General features: G+C 39.7%; 18 protein-coding genes. 4 read left to right on the forward strand and 14 right to left on the reverse strand.

What is annotated here, in order from left to right; translation table 11 throughout:
- Positions 1 to 21: 21 nt before the first annotated feature.
- The 4 genes from CH365_RS06430 to CH365_RS06445 form a co-directional block, all read right to left on the reverse strand.
- Positions 22 to 2223, reverse strand: coding sequence for a ribonuclease R family protein (locus CH365_RS06430; RefSeq protein WP_425268542.1), 2202 nt, complete (start codon positions 2221 to 2223; stop codon positions 22 to 24).
- Between the two features lie 413 nt (positions 2224 to 2636).
- On the reverse strand, positions 2637 to 3326 hold the full coding sequence (tsaB, locus tag CH365_RS06435) for a tRNA (adenosine(37)-N6)-threonylcarbamoyltransferase complex dimerization subunit type 1 TsaB (protein WP_100767760.1): 690 nt from the start codon (positions 3324 to 3326) through the stop codon (positions 2637 to 2639).
- Positions 3323 to 3883, reverse strand: a complete 561-nt coding sequence (gene tsaE, locus CH365_RS06440; RefSeq protein WP_100767761.1) for a tRNA (adenosine(37)-N6)-threonylcarbamoyltransferase complex ATPase subunit type 1 TsaE — start codon at positions 3881 to 3883, stop codon at positions 3323 to 3325. Before tsaE ends, tsaB begins: the two co-directional genes overlap by 4 nt.
- Before the next feature lie 8 nt (positions 3884 to 3891).
- The gene (locus CH365_RS06445) at positions 3892 to 4752 is read right to left on the reverse strand and encodes an Hsp33 family molecular chaperone HslO (RefSeq protein WP_100767762.1); all 861 of its coding nucleotides are present in this window, start codon (positions 4750 to 4752) and stop codon (positions 3892 to 3894) included.
- Positions 4753 to 4924: 172 nt separating this feature from the next.
- On the opposite strand from CH365_RS06445, the gene CH365_RS06450 reads away from it, so the two are divergent.
- From CH365_RS06450 to CH365_RS06460, 3 genes are read left to right on the forward strand one after another with little or no spacing between them, the layout of a single operon-like run.
- Positions 4925 to 6904, forward strand: a complete 1980-nt coding sequence (locus CH365_RS06450) for a beta-galactosidase (protein ID WP_100767763.1) — start codon at positions 4925 to 4927, stop codon at positions 6902 to 6904.
- Positions 6901 to 7851, forward strand: coding sequence for an LIC_10030 family protein (locus CH365_RS06455; protein ID WP_100767764.1), 951 nt, complete (start codon positions 6901 to 6903; stop codon positions 7849 to 7851). The genes CH365_RS06450 and CH365_RS06455 overlap by 4 nt, the downstream gene beginning before the upstream one ends.
- 9 nt (positions 7852 to 7860) lie before the next feature.
- Positions 7861 to 8706 (forward strand): inositol monophosphatase family protein, encoded by an 846-nt coding sequence (locus CH365_RS06460; RefSeq protein ID WP_008589950.1) that lies wholly within the window; start codon positions 7861 to 7863, stop codon positions 8704 to 8706.
- Between the two features lie 34 nt (positions 8707 to 8740).
- Here the strand turns inward: CH365_RS06460 and CH365_RS06465 are convergent, their stop codons facing one another.
- From CH365_RS06465 to fliG, 6 genes are all read right to left on the reverse strand, one after another.
- A complete protein-coding gene (locus CH365_RS06465; protein WP_100767765.1) occupies positions 8741 to 9115 on the reverse strand; it encodes a c-type cytochrome in 375 nt (124 codons plus the stop codon).
- Positions 9116 to 9117: 2 nt separating this feature from the next.
- Entirely contained in the window at positions 9118 to 9834 is a 717-nt protein-coding gene (locus CH365_RS06470) for a urate hydroxylase PuuD (protein WP_165782575.1), read from the reverse strand.
- A 146-nt stretch (positions 9835 to 9980) separates the two neighbouring features.
- Complete coding sequence (locus CH365_RS06475) at positions 9981 to 11186, reverse strand: LIC10025 family lipoprotein (protein ID WP_100767880.1); 1206 nt, start codon at positions 11184 to 11186, stop codon at positions 9981 to 9983.
- A 1-nt stretch (position 11187) separates the two neighbouring features.
- Complete coding sequence (locus CH365_RS06480; protein ID WP_100767767.1) at positions 11188 to 11691, reverse strand: hypothetical protein; 504 nt, start codon at positions 11689 to 11691, stop codon at positions 11188 to 11190.
- A gap of 119 nt (positions 11692 to 11810) precedes the next feature.
- Entirely contained in the window at positions 11811 to 13745 is a 1935-nt protein-coding gene (locus CH365_RS06485; RefSeq protein ID WP_100767768.1) for an adenylate/guanylate cyclase domain-containing protein, read from the reverse strand.
- A 267-nt stretch (positions 13746 to 14012) separates the two neighbouring features.
- The gene (fliG, locus tag CH365_RS06495; RefSeq protein ID WP_008589915.1) at positions 14013 to 15026 is read right to left on the reverse strand and encodes a flagellar motor switch protein FliG; all 1014 of its coding nucleotides are present in this window, start codon (positions 15024 to 15026) and stop codon (positions 14013 to 14015) included.
- 133 nt (positions 15027 to 15159) lie between these two features.
- Between fliG and CH365_RS06500 the strand changes: the two genes are divergently transcribed.
- A complete protein-coding gene (locus CH365_RS06500) occupies positions 15160 to 15522 on the forward strand; it encodes an arsenate reductase family protein (protein ID WP_100767881.1) in 363 nt (120 codons plus the stop codon).
- A gap of 14 nt (positions 15523 to 15536) precedes the next feature.
- Here CH365_RS06500 and CH365_RS06505 read toward each other — a convergent pair whose 3' ends face one another.
- The 4 genes from CH365_RS06505 to CH365_RS06520 are packed head-to-tail and all read right to left on the reverse strand — an operon-like array spanning position 15537 to position 18399.
- The gene (locus tag CH365_RS06505; protein ID WP_100767770.1) at positions 15537 to 16526 is read right to left on the reverse strand and encodes an aldo/keto reductase; all 990 of its coding nucleotides are present in this window, start codon (positions 16524 to 16526) and stop codon (positions 15537 to 15539) included.
- A gap of 15 nt (positions 16527 to 16541) precedes the next feature.
- Positions 16542 to 17159 (reverse strand): L-threonylcarbamoyladenylate synthase, encoded by a 618-nt coding sequence (locus CH365_RS06510; protein ID WP_100767771.1) that lies wholly within the window; start codon positions 17157 to 17159, stop codon positions 16542 to 16544.
- A complete protein-coding gene (locus CH365_RS06515) occupies positions 17156 to 17899 on the reverse strand; it encodes an SDR family NAD(P)-dependent oxidoreductase (protein WP_100767772.1) in 744 nt (247 codons plus the stop codon). Before CH365_RS06515 ends, CH365_RS06510 begins: the two co-directional genes overlap by 4 nt.
- Positions 17896 to 18399, reverse strand: a complete 504-nt coding sequence (locus CH365_RS06520; protein ID WP_100767773.1) for a hypothetical protein — start codon at positions 18397 to 18399, stop codon at positions 17896 to 17898. Before CH365_RS06520 ends, CH365_RS06515 begins: the two co-directional genes overlap by 4 nt.
- Between the last annotated feature and the right edge of the window lie 13 nt (positions 18400 to 18412).

Genomic DNA, 18412 nt, shown 5'->3' on the forward strand with positions numbered 1-18412 from the left:
CTGGAATATGTTCGACTTTGTCTATCCTTTCTTTTGGAATTTTTTGAGCTTCACGTAAATTTTAATTTCTTCAAAATCAATTCTATCCAATTCAACAGGAAAGGTTTCACCTAATGAATATTGTTTGGTATATTTTTTTGAATAGAATGTAAAGTCTGTCTCTGCCTGTAACTCGCCTTCATCTGTGAATTCTATTGCAGGGATTATTGCTTCCACTGGTGGATTATTCAATTCTACAAATGCAACTGCAGCCTTGAATCCAACAAGGGTCGCAGTAAATTCTTTGATCCCCGTTTTTTCCAAGAACCTGCAAGCCTTAAGTTTATAATAATCCCTTTCTGAATCGGTTGCCTTTCTTTCTTCGTGAGAAGTATGGAGTCCCATGACTTTTATATCTTCTTCCGAATAAGGTTCTTCATCAAAGAGCAGGATACTTTCTAAAACTCTATGACAAACCAAATCGGGATAACGACGAATAGGAGAAGTAAAATGACAATAATCTTTGAAACCCAAACCCCAATGTCCCAGATATTCTCCTGAATAGTAGGCCTGCATAAAACTTCTTAAAAGAGAAATATTGAACAGGCGCTCTGAAGGACTTCCTTCGATCACCTGTAGAACATGTCGAATAGATTCGTAATTTGTGTCTTGGAGTTGGGCGTTGACCCCGTTCAATCTTAGAAATGAATTCAACATCTCCAGTTTTTCAACATCCATAGGCTCGTGAACACGATACAGAGTCGGTCTTTCTTTTTTACGAATATATTCTGCTACCTTGATATTCGCAGATAGCATGAATTCTTCGATCAGGATATGAGCCTGTAATCTTTCGACCGATTTTATTTCTACTACATTGTGTTCCGAATCAGTTACCACCTTGGTCTCTTTTAAATTCAGATCCACTCTTCCGGAGTTCAGCCTTCTTTTTCTGAGAATGTCTGCAAATTTCATCATTTTGAAGATCCAATTATTCGGATCTCCGGCTTTAATCTCTTCTTCCGCTCGATTGTAAGTGTATCTTTCCTCTACGCGGATTATGGATTTATAAAATTTGGCATGGAAGATGGTTCCGCTCCAATCCGCTTCCATCTCCACTGTAAATGCGAGTCGATTCTTCTTAGCGACAAGGCTACAAAGATTTTCGGAAAGTTCAGGAGGTAACATTGGAACCACTCTACTTCCCAAATAAACGGAAGTTGCTCTAGAATAAGCCTCTACATCCAGATCGGAGCCCGGTCTTACATAATGAGAAACATCTGCAATATGAACGTAAAAACGGATCTTCTTACCTTCTTCTATAAAGGAGATTGCATCATCAAAGTCCTTGGAATATTCTCCATCTATTGTGATCGATTTGAGTTCTCTCAAATCCACTCTGGAATTCCAATTATCTACCGTAGATTCATCCACTTCGTCAGGAAGTTCTTCCAATTTTACTTCTTCCGGATATAGGATAGTATAATTGTACTTCATTAACATTCTCATCAGATCCGTATCTTCTTTGGTATCCGACTCGAAACGAACAAAGTGAGCTTCGTATAGATTCTTTTCGTGATCGGAATCTTGTTTTAAGGTAACGACCAAAACATCCCCGACGTTTATCTCATCTTGCAGATCCTGGAGTAATGTTTTGCGGGGAAGGAAACCTTCTTTCAAATCTCCTTCCATATCCAAGAAGGTACCGACTATAAATTTATAATCTTTCTCCGTGATCTTCATTCTATAAAGTTCACGACCTCTTCTGAGAACAGAGACAACTTCTCCTTCTAATTTTCCTTTACGACCAATTCCTGTGGGAAGGATTTCCACAAGATCACCTTGGATCGCGGAAGAAGTATACTGGCCTGGAACGAATACTTCGGTTCCTGTAGTCAGTTTTACAAAACCGTCCCCTTTTTTACTTAGAGAGATAGTTCCTTGTAAGGTTTGGCTTGGACGAACGATGATATTCTTTTTTTGGATCTCTATGAGGCCTTCTTTTTCAAAGAAGATCAAAACTTCTTCCGCTGAACGTTTTTGTTCTTGGGCTTCCCATTTTTCTCTTCTATATCCTTTTTTTTGGCCTGCATGAGCAATAAACTTAGAATACACCTCCTGCATTGGGAGGACCTTTCCCGCTTTAGAACGGAAAAATTTTAGAAGTTTTCTGCCAGGTTCATTCTCTCTTTCCCAATCATGACTCCCACTTCTTCTATCATAAAACTTAGGTTTCGATCCGGGCACATGAGATTCGTTTTTTTGGTAAGAAGGTTTAGGTGAATATCCTGAATTCTTATTTTGATTTTCGTAAGAAGATTTCTTGTAGTTCGTTTCTTTTTTTGGAGGAGGAATCTCTTCTCTGATTTCTTTTACTACTTCTTGTTTAAAGGATTTGTTTTTATCTTTTCTTTCCTTTTTAAAAGAAGGTGCCGATTTTTTTTGTTCAACCGGAAATATTTCGAGCTTTTTAGACCGAGAAGACTTATGGTCTTTTTTCTTTTTAGAAACCTTCTCCTTTGCTTCTCTGATCTTCTTTCTTAGATCATTTTCATCGGATTCTTTGGATCTGATTTTTTTTGGTTCTTTGTTTTTCTCACTATTCTCTTTGGTTTTTGTTTTCTTTGTTTGTATTGGTTTAACCATTTTCTTTTTTTGTGTCATGTATAATATACCTTAGGCTTATCATCAGCGTAAGTTCCTCTCAGATAATTCGGAACCAATTGCAAATAAGAATGATCTTCCGGCTTAGATAATGCCTTTTTGATCTCGCTGGACTTTTCCAATATACTCGCTTCCGGCGAAGGAAGATTCTCTTTCATATTTGTTCCCGCAAAAAATTCGGGAGAGTCGCTGAACTTAATTCCGGTAAGATAAGAGCCTATCCTATCTTCCGGGATGGTTTCCGGTATCAGATCCGGAGCAATGTCCACGGTGCCCCAATAACCTCGGGAGTCCCTCAGACCGAAATAAATTTTTCCTTGTTTCGCTTCGATTCCTACACAAACGGAAGATTCTGATTCCGCATAATATTGGCAGGTATATAATTCTAAACTATCAATTCCCAAAACCGGAATATTCCAGATCTGTGAAAAGTTTCGTGCAGTCGCCACTGAGATCCTGATTCCGGTAAAAGATCCAGGACCGGTTGCTGTTACTATTATATCAGGTTTTTCCCAATTAGATACCTTCAAACAGTTGGAAATTTCCTTAATGAGCAAAAGAGAAGATTCCCTATTATGTAATTCCCTGTATTCGGAAACTTTTTCTAGTTTGCCATCTTCTGTTTTAAGATAACATCCCACTAAGATCCAAGAATTGGTTGCATCGAAGAATAATATTTTCGTCATAAAATTTTCTCCGACTTCAAAAAGGATTCAATCTTGAGATCGGACCTTCTCCATTCTTCTCCCAAAAATTCGATCTGAAGATTTCGAGTGTCCTCATCCGCTTCTTCTAATTCGATCTGGATGCGGAACTTTCTATCTTTAAATTCCGGTTCTGCCTTTTCCCACCATTCTATCAGAGAAATCCCTTTGCCATTCCAATATTCTTCAAAGCCCAAATCAGGAATCTCTTCGGAAGATCCGATCCGATACAGATCAAAATGAAAGATCTCTAATGGATCTTCCAATTGGTTCCGGATCTCGGGAAATGGATACTCATTCATCAAAGTATAAGTGGGGGAATTTACAAATAGTTTGGATTTATCCAATCCAGGTTTTAAATGGTCTAACAAAGCTTTTACAAGTTTAGAAACAAATGTGGTTTTTCCAGAACCCATTTTTCCGGAAAGAAGAAGTAGGGGAAATTTTCCCTCTGTCCAAATCGCTGCTACAATCCCCGCAAGTTTTGTGACAGGGGCATCGATTGAATCTAAGGTAAGATTTTCAAATCGTCCTAACATCCGATTTTCTAAAATAACTCTAAGACCTGTGCCTTTGGAAATCTATAGATGGAATTACAGAATTCACAGGTGACTTCGATCTGTCCTTGCTCCTCTGCAATATCCATTGCTTCTTCTTTTCCTAAATTTTGAATGAGCTCTTTAATCTTTTCTTCGGAACAATCGCATCTGTATTCCGGTCTTCCGGTTTCCAGGATTTCGAATTTTGTATTCCAAGAAGATTGTAAAATCTCTAATGCTTGAGAAACAGTTGTTCCTTCGTAGACTTTAGATTTTTCTTCTTCGAGTTTTCCGGCTAATTCTCTAACTGCATCTATATGTTCCGACTTTGCTTCCGGTAATGCTTGTAAGAATAGGCCCTTGATTCTCCAATGAAGACCGTCTAGTTTTACATAAGCCACTAAAAAGGAAGGGACCTGCTCCGAATCTCTCAGATAGTTTTCGATATTCGTTTCTAAACTTTGGTTTCTAAAAGGAACGATGGATTGGTAAATACATTCTCCGTCTTTCCAACGGAATACTTTCAGAATTCCTAAATTTTCCTCTGAGATCTGCCCTGATTCTATATCTTCTTCCGGACGATGTCTTAAGGTTGCTTTTAGTCTTCCATTACGAGTGCTATAAGCTAAGACGGAATGGATCTCTGAGTCGTCGTAAAAACGAATTTGAACGCTAACCTTAGTATCTTCTTTTACTAGGTCCGCTAAGAAGAATGCGGAAAGCATTGTCCTTGCCAGAAGCTCAGTCCCCGCATCATCAAAACCGTGCAAGTTAGATGCTGCATTTACTGCGTAGGAAATTTCGGCTGAGGAAAAACGAAAATGAACGTCGGGAAGAATCCCATAATGGTATATATCGTTATTTTCCATGCAATGTTTTGGATCCCGACCTTTCAAGGCGAGATTCTAATCTATTCTCCCTGAATCGTATCGAAAAGACAGTATTTTTTCCGAATTTCGATAGGTTTTCCCGGTTTTCTTTCTGGAAAGATCTTCCCTCAAGAGAATCATCGTCTCTACCTTTTTAACATGCGAGGACCGAATGATTTTCGGAGCGGATTATTATCCTGAACAATGGACTCCCAAAGATTGGGAAGAAGATATTCGGATCATGAAGGACATGGGATTGACCAGGGTCCGTCTCGCAGAATTTTCTTGGGCCTTAGTCGAACCTAAAGAAGGGTCGTTCAATTTTTCTTTTTGGAAGAAGATGTTGGATCTCTTTCATAAACATAAAATGGATGTGATCTTAGGAACTCCAACGGCCACATTCCCTCCTTGGCTTTCTAAAAAATATCCTGACGTCCTTCAAGTAAGAGATGGAGTTTTAAGAAATATAGGCACAAGAAGACAGGCTTGTTTTTCTTCTCCCAATTATAGAAAAGCAGTGATTAAGGTCGTGACTAAGATGGCCCAGGCATTAGGAAATCACCCTGCTGTCATCGGTTGGCAAATAGATAATGAGATCGGCCATGAGGGATCGGATATAGATCATTCTGAAACTTCTCTCAAGGCATTTCGTCTTTGGTTAAAATCTAAATATAAAACGCTCCAAAACCTGAATGATACTTGGGGAAATATTTTTTGGGGAGTGATCTTTAATGATTGGAATGAGATCCCAGTTCCGGGTCCCCACGTTAGTGCAGGTTTTAATCCTTCTATGATCCAAGACTTTTATAGATTCCATTCGGATACGATCGTAGACTTTGTAAAATTACAATCGGATATTGTGAGAAAGTTTTCTCCAAATCGAAAACTAACTACGAATTTATATCCTAGTCCTTTTCTTCCCGTGATCGATATGAGCGAATTATTCACTCATTTAGATTACGTTTCTTGGGACAATTATCCTACTTGGGGAGACCAAGAAGAACCTTTCCCTCATCCATTTATATCGGCCATGCATCAGTACAATCGAGGTTTGAAAGATCTTCCGTTTACCGTGATGGAACAAATTTCAGGTTTCCAAGGGCATGATACCTTGGGCTATCTTCCTGCACCTGGGCAAGTACAACTTTGGATGAAACAAGCTATCGTACAAGGCGCGGAGCAAATTGTATTTTTCAGATATAGAACAGCTAGGTACGGACAAGAACAACTTTGTTACGGAATTTTAGATCACGACAAATCTCTTACAGACAGATACTTAGAATTACGAAAAGGGATCGCTGAAATTTTACCGGAAGCGAAAGACTTTGCTTCTGAACATTTTCCGGCCGATGTTGCTGTTCTTCATGATATAGAGAATGCCAGGAACTTCAAACATCAGCCTATTTCCTCCGGTTTAAAACATAGTCCCGTTCCATTTGCACAAGTTGGATACGATATTGAGATGGCGACTTGGTTTGCCGGTCTGAACATTTTGAATGTAAATACTCACTTTTTGCCGATCTCCAAAACAGACTTTTCTAAGTATAAAGTTTTGGTTCTCCCCCTGTATGCAATGGTTAATGATCGGATTGTAAAAAAATTGGAGCAATTCGTCATTGAGGGAGGTGTTTTAGTCTTAGGATATAGAGCAGGGTTGAAGGACAAAAATTCCTGGATGTTAGATTCTCAGATACCTGGTCCATTCTCCGAAATGGCAGGAGTAAAAGTGAGAAAGTTCGAAGCAGTGGGAAATCGAAACGTTAAGTTCCGATTCAGGGTTTTACCAGGCACCTGCTCCAAAATTTGCGAGATCCTTGAACCTACAACGGCCAAGGTTTGGGCAAGATATTCTGATAATAAGAAATTTTATAACGGAAAACCTGTCATAACTTGTAATCGATTTGGAAAAGGATCTGTCGTATACGTTGGAGCGAGTCTGAGTCCGATCTCGTTTATGCTATTATATAGAAGAACCTTAAGAATGGCAGGCATCCCCTTTACTTTTTACGGCCCAACAGTGGAACATAGTTTTAGAAAGGGAAAGTCCAAAGACTACGAAATTTTTATCAATCATTCCGGTAAGAAGGCTCTAGCCGGTTTCAAGCTACTCAAACCATATGAGGTGAGGATTCTGCCTAAAACGAAAAAATGAAGCTGAATGAAGTTAAAGAATTAAACAGGCTCTTACAGAATCATTCGAATGGAAGAAATAAGGAACATTCCGTTTATGTGGATAACCTTCATACTTCCTTTGTCGAATTTGAAGAGAAATTTATTCTACCTCCCACTTCTATTTTTGAAGTAGAGTTTAGCGCAGCCGAAAGCTTTTTAAAATCGGTTCTGCAACTTGCTCCTGAGCTAGTTGCAGATTCTCTTGTTCTTCCTGAACCCAGACCAAAAAGAGACGTTGATCGTTTGTACCTAATCAAACCGTTTTATACGGAAGGAGAAATGTTCAGAGAGAATTCTCCCGAAGTATGGAGAGAAAAACTTCCCCCATTCGCGATTGTTACTAGTTTTCATGTAATGCATCTTGGTGGAGCACCCAAGGAAGATATTTATGCACAAGCTTCTCAGGGAAAAACTATGTCGGTTTATACCAAAAGGGCTTATTTTTCTACTCGAGTGATCCCTTTGGATTCCCTCACAGTGTTAGAAGGTGCAGTCATTGACTTCACAGCTAAAAAATACCAAGAGTCTGACTTTATGGTTCAAATTTCAAGGGAGCCAGGTGAAGGAGTTCGGCATACCTATTTCGGAATTTTCGAAGAGATAGATTATTCTAAACAAGTAAACCTTATCCATGAGTCCTTGGGGATCACCTCTGCGGATTGGTCCCTTGGAAAAATTTTCGCTCCTTTAGCTGTGGAATACCTTACCTTGACTGCCAGATTTCTGGACCCTTCCCTAGATAAGATCGCAAAGGATTTTAATTCCTTTCACCAAGTAGTTGATCTTTTGTTAAGACCAGGCAGCATGACCTTAGAAGAATCTGCCCGAAATTCATTCTTCGCTTGGCTCCAATCTCATAAGTCAGAGAGGATCATTTCCCCGTCCGGAAATATGGCCTGGAAAATTTTGCGGGTAGAAAGGACATAAGACCCGAACATGGAATCCTTAGCACCTCCCATAGATTTCCCTCTTGAAGAAGTGAAGAAGAGAGTGAAATCAGTCCAATCCGTATCCGGGCTTATACTGGAATCCGCTCGCAAGCTCCAAAAAGAGATCCGAGTTTTTGGGATCGTAAGCGATTCCGAAGAGAAAGAACGTATTCATAAAGCGGACGAATTGATGGGAAAATTCCTGATCGATTTTATCCGACAAAACTTTCCGAACGACTCCATCATTTCAGAAGATTATTTTAAACACGACGGAAGCAATTCTTTCCGTTGGGTTTTGGATCCAATAGACGGATCCATGAATTTCGTAAGAGGTATTCCTCTTTATTGTGTTTCCGTAGGACTCGAGCATAGGGAAACTCCGGTCGCAGGAGTTGTATTTGCTCCTGAATTGGACACACGTTACTCTGCAATTTTAAGCCAAGGCGCATTCAAGAATGGTCTTAGAATCGATGTCTCTAATACTGATGCACTTGCAAGATCACTTTTGGTATCCAGTTTTCCTACCAACAGAAAAGAAATTCTGAACGAAGTCATCTCCGATATCACCGCGTTTATTAGCTGCGGTAGATCCATGAGAAGGACTGGATCTTTCGTTTTAGATACTTGTTGGGTGGCAGAAGGTGTGCTCGACGGGATCTGGGAGAAGGGTGTAAAACTCTGGGACACAGTCGCAAGTTCCGTGATCTTAACGGAAGCAGGCGGAAAACTCACAGACTTTCAAGGAAAACATTTCTTATCCGGACAGGCGGAAGTGGTAGCTTCCAATGGAAGAATCCATAAGCAGATCATCGACATTCTCCGAAATGTTCGGATCTCCATTGGAAGAAACTAAAACTCGACTTCCTTTCAGTAAAGCTTAGAAAGAATTATTGTTTTAAAAACTCTTCTAAAGATTTTATCTGAGCTTCCGTAAAGTTAAAACGCGTCATTGCGGTACTCTGACGTTTAGGAACATATCCCGGAGGATATTCTCCTCTCATTCTAGCTTCCAATAATTCATAAGAAGAATTTGCCACAGAAGGCCCGACGGCCCCGTCCAATTTTGGATTTGCATTATGACAGGCCAAACAGTTCGCCATATACAATCCTCTACCTGCCTCCGCTTCCGGAGAAAGTGGTTTGGATTCCTTACAGAAAGAGAATACTAACGTAAAAAATAGTAAGAGTAGAAAGCCAAAAAAAGAAAGGCGGTGAATACCGCCCCTCTCGCTTCCACTCCCATTAATTTGGAATGGGTTCATTCTTAAGCCCCTTGTGTTTTAACCAAAAGGAGTTCCATCAGAACATAAGTAACTAAAGCAAAGATCACTCCGCTAGTAATTACAGCTTTTACGGTTTTGATCGGCTTAACAGTAGGTCCGTTTTGGTCCGCTCTTAAAGCATTCACTTCGAATATCACAATCAAAAGTACGATAATTCCGAGGAAAATTCTCAATCTCTCAGGGCTATAATTTAATGGAAGGTTACGAGCCGCTCCCATCGCAAATAACATTGGAATAGAGAAGAAAGTGTTAGTTCTAGAAGCTACAAAAGCGCGGTTTGCGTTAGGAGCAGGATCCACAGTGGTCTCTCCTTTAGCTTTTGCGATCACAACTTTTTGATTCGGCCAGATTACGAACCAAACGTTCGCCCACATAACCGTTCCGAAAAGTGCACCTACCAGAATTACAACTACCCATTGGGAATTATGCGGAATACCTTGAGCTCCGAGTGCGATAGCGATCATCGCAATACCGGATAGGAAGGTAAACATTGCGCCCCAACGGAACCACCATAATGCGCGTGGAACTAATTTCTGAGTTGCGTTCTTCTTTGTATCCGCATCAGTTTCGTTGAAGAAAGGACCTTGTACAAAGTTGAAATAGTACAACATTCCGATCCAGGTTACCCCGGATAAAAAGTGAATGTACTTAACTAAGTAATAAAGCCCGTTCGTGGTGGTAAACAGGGTTAATTCCATGATTCCTCCGAACACAGTTCTAAAAATATTATTCGGTCGTTAACCGAATCCGATTAGGATTATTTGCGAAAGAGGCCAAGTCAAGCAGTTTTGGAAAGTTTCTAAATTGCTTTTCCGAACTTCAAGTTTACTTGAAGTTTTGAGAATCATTTACCTCTTAAATCTAATACGATATTTTTTCCAAGCTCGGGAAAAAAAGCAGGCTCATCATCTTCGTCACTCGACTTGAAAGGAAGAAAACGATCTCTGAAAATCTCAGACTCCGCAGTAAGAAGGACTTTTGTTTTGTTTCCGTTACGTTTTGTTTTAGTTTCGACCCGAGTACCACCTTTGCCATCCGAACCTTCTACCAAAAGTTTGAAACTTCCTTCGAAATATTCTTCCATATTGCCAGGAATGAAGAAGTTTACAGCTCCCGGTGGAAAGATGGAAAGAAATCTACCACCTATCGTAGTTTCAGGAATCTTACTATAGTATCCAGTAACTGTGTCCGTGTTCCCCGAACGATTGAACTTAAGAGTATATCCTAATCCTCTAATATCAATTTTTAATCCGAAAACGTTGATGAACAAATAAGTTCGAAGATATAAAGTTTTAGGGGAAGACCAGTATCCCTTAGGAGAATTAGGAATTCCTAAAATTAGTTTTTTTCCTTCATTATAAAATTCCCAACCTTTTGTAAAACCTCCGGGCTGGAATAACTGGAACCTAAAAGAAACCTGATCCAAACGTTTATTCCATTTTTTATATGCAATCGGAAACCGCTCTTTCATTCTTTCCGAAAGTGTATACATCAGAAAGATCTCACCATTTTCTTTTTTGATCTCGCAATCGAATTGATGGCATAAGAATTTTTGAAGAGAAGAATGTTCCAATACTTGATTCTGTTCCGACTTACGCAGATGTTCCACAGTCTCTTCTATCATCGGGAAAACGTCAAACACACTCACTTCAGGAGAAAGCATCTCGACTGTTCGAGTGATCTTGTAAGTTGGCTTCGTATGAAACTCAGTTGGTTCCACCTTTACAAAAATAGAATATGGACTTTCCGGAAAAACGGAGAGAGGAGAATCGGATAATTCCTTTCTGAAACGGCCGCCATTCTCATTTAAACGGAAAGAAAGAGCGAGATATCCATCCTTCTTGTAAAACTTCTCCTCTGAATCCGCTTCAGGATTTCCGTATAAGATCCCTCGAACGGGATCATCTTTGAATTCTGTTTGGATAAAATCTTGGTATTTAAAGTATCTTTCGAAATAATCCGCGGCAGCTAGATTCTTTTTTACACAATTCCCGATAAAAGGAAGAAGGAGCAAAAGTGAAATATAAGAAGAAAAAGAATTTCGGCTCATTTTATTTTCCATTACGGATCAGTCTATATAGCTCCGAAACTTTTGTATCATCTACTGATTCGAAATATTCTTTGTGAATAAGAGTACCTTTTGGAGAATACACTCTTAAGAAAGATTTTCCTTCGGCCAGGCCCTTGGACAAAATCCCTTTCTTATCCAGCAAAATACTTTCGTAATCTTTCTCTCTTTCCCGAAAAATATGATCGAAAACAGCCGAAGGTGCATCTTTCAAATTCAGATAAGCGGAGAAAATCACACGATCTTCATCCTTCAATAATGTCTGCATTTTCCAATAGATTTTACGTCCATGCTTTCTGCAAAGGATTACATCTTTAAAACCGCAACCTAGTAAAAAGTATGTATTACCTTTTGCAGTGGCTGAGCTAAAAACTTTTCCTTTTTGATCTGACAATTTGAAATCCGGGAGTTTTTCTTTTTCATCAGCTCTCAACCCTGAAACGGAAAGAAGCAAAATAAATGAGATAACCCGGATCTTATACTTCATGTTTTAGAATTTCCTATTTGAATAAGGTTAAATTCGGATTACAAAACCGAGCAAACAATCAGACAGGAGAAGGATTGATCCGTTCCCCAAATTTTAGAAGAATGGGCTGAAATTGGAAATTATTTTCTGTGGAGCCTGAAAATCCCGTCCCAATCTCCCGGAGGAGCCTGGCCAAGGATCATTTTGGTTCTTTTAGCGTACAATTTTACGATATTGTCTGTCGGTTTTGCTTTGTATAATTCCTTAAAGATAGAGAAAGCATTCTTAAACTGACCAGCTTTGTAGAGAGCAATTCCTTCATTCAGTTTTGTTTTGGAGCCTTCTTTCCAATCCACCGATTCGGGTTCATCGGCTTGGAAAACTTCGTATAAGATGACAGGTTGCGTTTTTCCCTTTACGATTACTGTATCTATCTCTCGAGCCATTACATCGGAAAGCAGATTCAAACGTAAGAACGTATGATGAGTCACTAAAATTTTGCTCTTATAAAAACCGGAAAGACTTTGGACTCGCGAAGATAAGTTTACTGTATCTCCTACTACGGTAGTATCAATCCTTCTTTCACTTCCTACAGTGCCTAAGATCAAAGGTCCAGTGTTTACGCCGATTCCTAGATCCGCGCCAATGCCGATTCCGTCGTTCAAAGATTCTACATATCGAACCATATCTATCGCGGACTGAAGAGCGTTATCGGCAGAGTTAAAGTTCTCCTTCTCCGCTCTATCGCTATGATCGGAGAAGAGCGCCATGATCGCATCTCCAATGTATTTATCTACGAAACCTGCATTCTTAAATATGATATCCTCAAATGCGGAGAAGTATCTGTTCAGATATTTGATATTTTCATCCGGACTCAACTTTTCAGAGACGGAAGTATAACCCCGTAAATCTGCGAAAAATACGGACATCGTCTTTTCTTTAGAGTCACCAATTTTAATCTCAACGGGACTTTCTCTATCTAAAATAGAAATAAATTCAGAAGGAACGAATCTGTAAAATGCATCTCTCTGTTTTGAGATCTCTAAGTTTAAAGCCTGAGATTGTTTGTACAAACTCACATATCTGGAAACCAAAAGACTGATGATGACAAGAATGAAAACTGAGAATGAAATCTTAAAGAAAGGATAATGGAATCCTGCGATCTTAGTCATCGCATCAATCGTATCCCAAAGCCCGAAAAGCCCGCAGACGCCGATACCAACTGCAAGTTTAATAGAGTCAGGTTTTTTCAAACGGATTGCATTTGCAGAAAAGAAAATCACATACAAAAGCATCAAAAATAGAAGCCCTTGGAAAACCGTCAGATTCGGAAGAACATATTTAAAAGGAAGAAACCAATTCGTTAAGAGTAAAATTCCGCTGAAAACACAGAAGATTCGAATGATCCAAAACTTTCCTTCTTTTTGATAAAAGAAGTCTTTTGCAAAAAGCATAAAGACTGGGACCATCGGAATGAGAGCACCGATTTCTCCCCTAAAGAACAATTCAGTGTCCGGACCACCTGGGTAATTTATAAATTTATTATATATATGAAATGTGGTGAAATAGAAATATACGGAAGAGAATAGGGAGAACAGCCCGAAATATAGGTAATAAATATCCTGCTTTCTTGTTACGAAGAATAATACATGATAGAAACCGAATATAAAATAGATTCCGAAGAGAAATATATCAAAATATTCCGAGGTTGAATTATAAATTTCTTCGAGAGATGATATTCTGAAATTTTTAGGATGATAGAAACCGAAATGATCGTTCGATTTTATAGGATTGCTATCCGCCATCCCCATAAAACGTATCTTCAGATCGTTTTTGCCGGGCTTTAAGGTTCCATGATGGAGTGGAATAATTAGACCTTTTAAAGAGCGATTTTTAGTAAGTTGTCCTTCAGTAGGCTCGTACCATTCTTCTCTTATTAAAATTCCGTTTAGGAAAATTTTCCAATTCTCACCAATATCCGAAATATAAAGTCCTGCAGGAATTTTAAGTAAGTCGTCCGATTTATCTAGATTGAATTCGGTTTTTATCTCAACTTGGTGGATACCTGAATCCATTGGGATCTGGAAAAGACTATTGAATGTCCAAGGTAAATCCGGAAGGGGGGTCCAATCTTCGGAAGAAGGCTCTTGTTTTTTATTTTTTAATTCCGTTTTCTTTTCATTTGGAGCTTCGGTTATTAGCCTTCCGATCCATTCCAATTCGGAAAAATCTATTTTTCGAACTGGTTTTGTATCAGTAATACAACCAAACTGTGAAACCAGTAAAGTTACACAGATACCGAATAAGAAGCGTTTGTGAAATGTATGGTCCAGGGTCGGACCTCACATAACGAGTTCGTCTTCGCCAGCACGTGCGACGACGATGTCTCCGGATTCTTCCAGCTTACGTATGATATTAACGATCTTTTGCTGAGCGTCTTCAACGTCTTTAATACGAATAGGTCCCATGAAGTCCATATCCTCTCGGAGTAGGTTCGCGGCACGTTTGGACATGTTCTTGAAGATCTTTTCTTGCACCTCAGTATCCACCGACTTGAGAGCTTTTGCAAGATCCGAGTTATCTACTTCTCTCAATACCTTTTGGATAGCGCGGTCATCGAGTAGTACAATATCCTCGAATACAAACATTCTTTTTTTGATCTCTTCTGCGAGTTCCGGATCTTCTTCTTCCAAGGCTTCGATGATTGTTTTCTCAGTTCCCCTATCCACAAGGTTCAAAATTTCGACCACCGAGTCGATACCACCGGCAGAGGTATAATCCTCACTCGCCAATGTGGAAAGTTTTCTTTCCAAAACCCTTTCCACTTCTCGAAGAACGTCAGGAGAAACCCGGTCCATGGTTGCGATCCTTTTTGCAACTTCTGCTTGGATCGTGTGCGGTAATCCTGATAGAATGCTGGATGCTTTCTGAGGATCTAAATAAGATAAAATTAATGCGATTGTCTGAGGGTGCTCGTTCTGGATAAAGTTTAATAAGTGCTGAGGGTCAGTTCTACGAATAAAGTCGAAAGGACGTACTTGCAAACTTGAAGTAAGTCGGTTGATAATATCGATCGCTTTTTGGTTACCAAGAGCTTTCTCTAATAGTCCCCTTGCGAAGTCGATACCTCCGTTCGAGATGAATTCTTGAGCCATCATAAGCTCGTTGAATTCTACCAAAACCTTCTCTTTGTCTTCCGGAGTGATCTTATCTAAACGTGCAATCTCGAACGTGATCTGTTCGATCTCGTCTTCACGCAGATGTTTGAAAATTTCCGAAGATACGTCGGACCCTACGGCGATTAGAAAAATGGCCGCTTTTTGTCTTCCGGTTAGAGAGGTCTTTTTATTCAGCACTTTGAGCGCGTCCTAAGGAATACTATCGGCAAAACTCTCCATTTTCAAGGTAAAGTTTTTTTGTAGGTTCCGGCTTGCAAAGACGACATAAATTCCAAAATTGGGAAGGGAAAGCCTTGTGGGAGATCCAACCGTGAAGTTAAAAGTTTACGAATACAAAAACTGCAGTACGTGTAGAAACGCCCTAAAATTCCTGGAAGGTAAAAAGATCGACTTTGACAAGAAAGCAATCCGGGAAACCCCACCGACCAAGGCAGAACTCAAAAAAATGCTCGGATATGTGGGTGGAGATTCCAAAAGATTATTCAATACTTCTGGCGGTGATTATAAGGAACTCGGACTCAAGGACAAACTTGCAAAGATGAGCCTGGATGAGCAGTTCGAATTACTTTCCGGAAATGGAAACTTGGTCAAAAGACCTTTTGTCTTGGGGGAAAATTTCGGACTAGTTGGTTTTAAAGAAGAAGAATGGAAGGCCACTTTAAAAACTAAATAGGCCTCCCTGAACGACTATCTTCCTACAGAACCCATGCTAGTAGCCGGGTAACGTAGCCCGGCTGCCGCATCTTTAGGAGCTACTGAATTGATCCTTTCTAAATCTTCTTTAGATAGTTTTACCGAACTTCCACCTATATTTTCTTCCAAATATTTACGTCTTTTGGTGCCCGCAATTGGAACAATATCTTGTCCCTGAGCAAGAACCCAAGCTAATGCAAGTTGTCCCGCAGTGACCGACTTTTCGTTAGCGATCTCTTTGATCTTAGCGACCAACTCTAAATTCTTTTGGAAATTCTCTCCTTGAAAACGAGGAGAATTCCTTCTAAAATCTGTAGGGTCTAGATCTTCGAATTTTTGGATCTGTCCTGTTAAAAATCCTCGGCCGAGAGGACTGTAAGCTACAAATCCAATTCCAAGCTCTCTACAAGTTTGTAAAATACCATCTTCAGGATCTCTGGTCCAAAGAGAATATTCGGTTTGCAAAGCAGAGATAGGATGAACCTTGGCAGCTCTTTTGATTGTATCAATTCCAGCTTCAGAGAGTCCTATATACTTTACTTTTCCTTGTTTTACTAGATCCGCCATCGCACCCACAGTTTCTTCGATGGGAGTATCCGGATCTACTCTGTGCTGGTAATATAGATCGATCGTATCTACACCTAAACGTTTCAAACTTCCTTCGCAGGCAGCTTTTACATATTCAGGTTTTCCATTATATCCTCTTTTATAAGGATCGTTTGGATCTCTCATGATACCAAACTTAGTTGCAATCACAAGTTGGTCTCTCTTACCCTTAATTGCTTTTCCTAATAATTCTTCATTTATATGGGGGCCGTACATATCCGCTGTGTCGAATAATGTGACGCCCAACTCAATTGCACGATGTATAGTTGCAATAGATTCAACATCGTCTGTTTTTCCGTAAAAATCAGACATTCCCATACAACCCAATCCTTGTTCGGATACGAGTGGACCTATCTTTCCCAATTGTCTTTTTTGCATGATTGCCTCCAGAGATTATAATGAGTTAATTCGATCCATTCCCTTGCCCTCTCTTAAGATGGAGATCCCATCTCCTGTGCAATCAAGAATGGTAGATAATTCTAGTTCTAAGATTCCTCCGTCTATAATCCCATCTACCTTGCTACCGTATTCTTTTTCGATCATGTCAACGTCGGTAACGAACTCATCTTTGAAAAACACGGAAGTAGAAGTAAGAGGATTTGGATGAAGTTCCATCAAAGCCTGTAGATATGTAGATGCAGGGATCCTTATTCCAATATTTTTATCTTTCTGATTCGAAAAAGAAACTCTTGGAAGATGTTTATTTGCTTTAACTACGAATGTATATGGACCGGGAGTAATTCTTTTCATCAAACGAAACGCCTCGTTGGAAAGTTGTTCCATATAGTTGGATGCTGTAGAGATATCTGCACAAAGAAGTGATAGAGGCTGGTTCTTAGAGATGTTTTTTAATTTGTATAATTTTTCGACTCCCGCATGGGATTGGGAGTCTGCAACCAATCCGTAAACGGTATCGGTAGGAAATACATACACCCCTCCCTCGGATAATTTTTTGGAAATTTGTCCGAGGATCCTCTTCTCAGGATTCTGGGGATGTAATTCTAATATCATATACCGGAAGTAACACCTCCGTCCACGACGATTGCCTGACCAGTAACGTAAGCCGCCGCATCGGAAGCTAAGAAAACTGCTGCCCCCGCAAGATCTTCCGGCTTGCCTAATCTAGACAATGGAATCCTTGCTTTCATTTGCTCCAATACTTCTGGTCTTTCTTTGATCATGTCCGTCATGTCCGTATCAATAAATCCCGGACAGATCGCGTTCACTCTGTATCCGGAACCTGCCCATTCTACCGCGAGGGCCCTGGTCATATTTATAACTGCACCCTTTGTTCCGCAGTAAACTGCCGCAAATTTAGTGCCGACCATACCTAGGACTGAGGCAATATTGATAATGTTCCCGCCTTTTTTCTTATGTATTTTATAGTATGCCTGACTCGCGCGAAACACTCCCACAAAATTAGTTTGTGTCACGTTTTGTATGTCTTCTTCTTTAAAAAACCCTGCAGGTAAATTGGTGGCAACTCCCGCGTTATTTACGAGTACATCCAACTTCCCGTGTTTTTTACTTAGGGTTTCAATGACAGAATCCATTGCTCCAGGTTCACGAATATCGGCTGCGAATGCTTCGATACCGGATCCTTCTAAACGTTTAATGGACTCCGCGGAAGATCCAGTGCCATAAACTGTTGCACCTGCGTCCAAAAATCCTTGAGCGATCTGTCTTCCGATCCCTCTTGTTGCTCCTGTTACCAATACTGATTTGCCAGTTAAATCGAATACGTTTTTCAAAATTCTCCTCCCTTGTCGGTAGTTTTAGGTTCCGAATAATACACTTTAGGCTTGCTGCCATTTTGCAAAACACCGCAAGGATGTTTGGATCTGTCTTTATCTGATCTTCTTCCTGCGGAAATATCATATCTTTCGAATAGTTTTTTAGAATCTATTCTCATATTATTTCCGTAATCTGTGTTGGTTGCTTTTATCTTTTCTTTCTTCTTAGGTAAAGGTTCCGTCGGATCGTGTGGTTCTTTTTCCAGCTTTGCTTCTTCTTCTATCTTATAATCGTTTTTTAAAACTCCGCGATCTATGTAATGAGAATATCCTTCGTATTCTTCATGAAATGGATCGCAGTCGGAAAGATCCGGATTCACTACGATCTTATCGCAGAATAAATCGAACCAATCGCAGGTATTTTCAAAAGTATGATTCTTAAAATTTTGTAAATTGAAACCTCGGCAAGATACGGACGAAAGAAAAAATAGAAGCAGAATGACTTTAGATAATTTCATATTCTATTCTTAT

The sequence above is a fragment of the Leptospira neocaledonica genome, assembly GCF_002812205.1.
GTDB lineage: Bacteria > Spirochaetota > Leptospiria > Leptospirales > Leptospiraceae > Leptospira_B > Leptospira_B neocaledonica.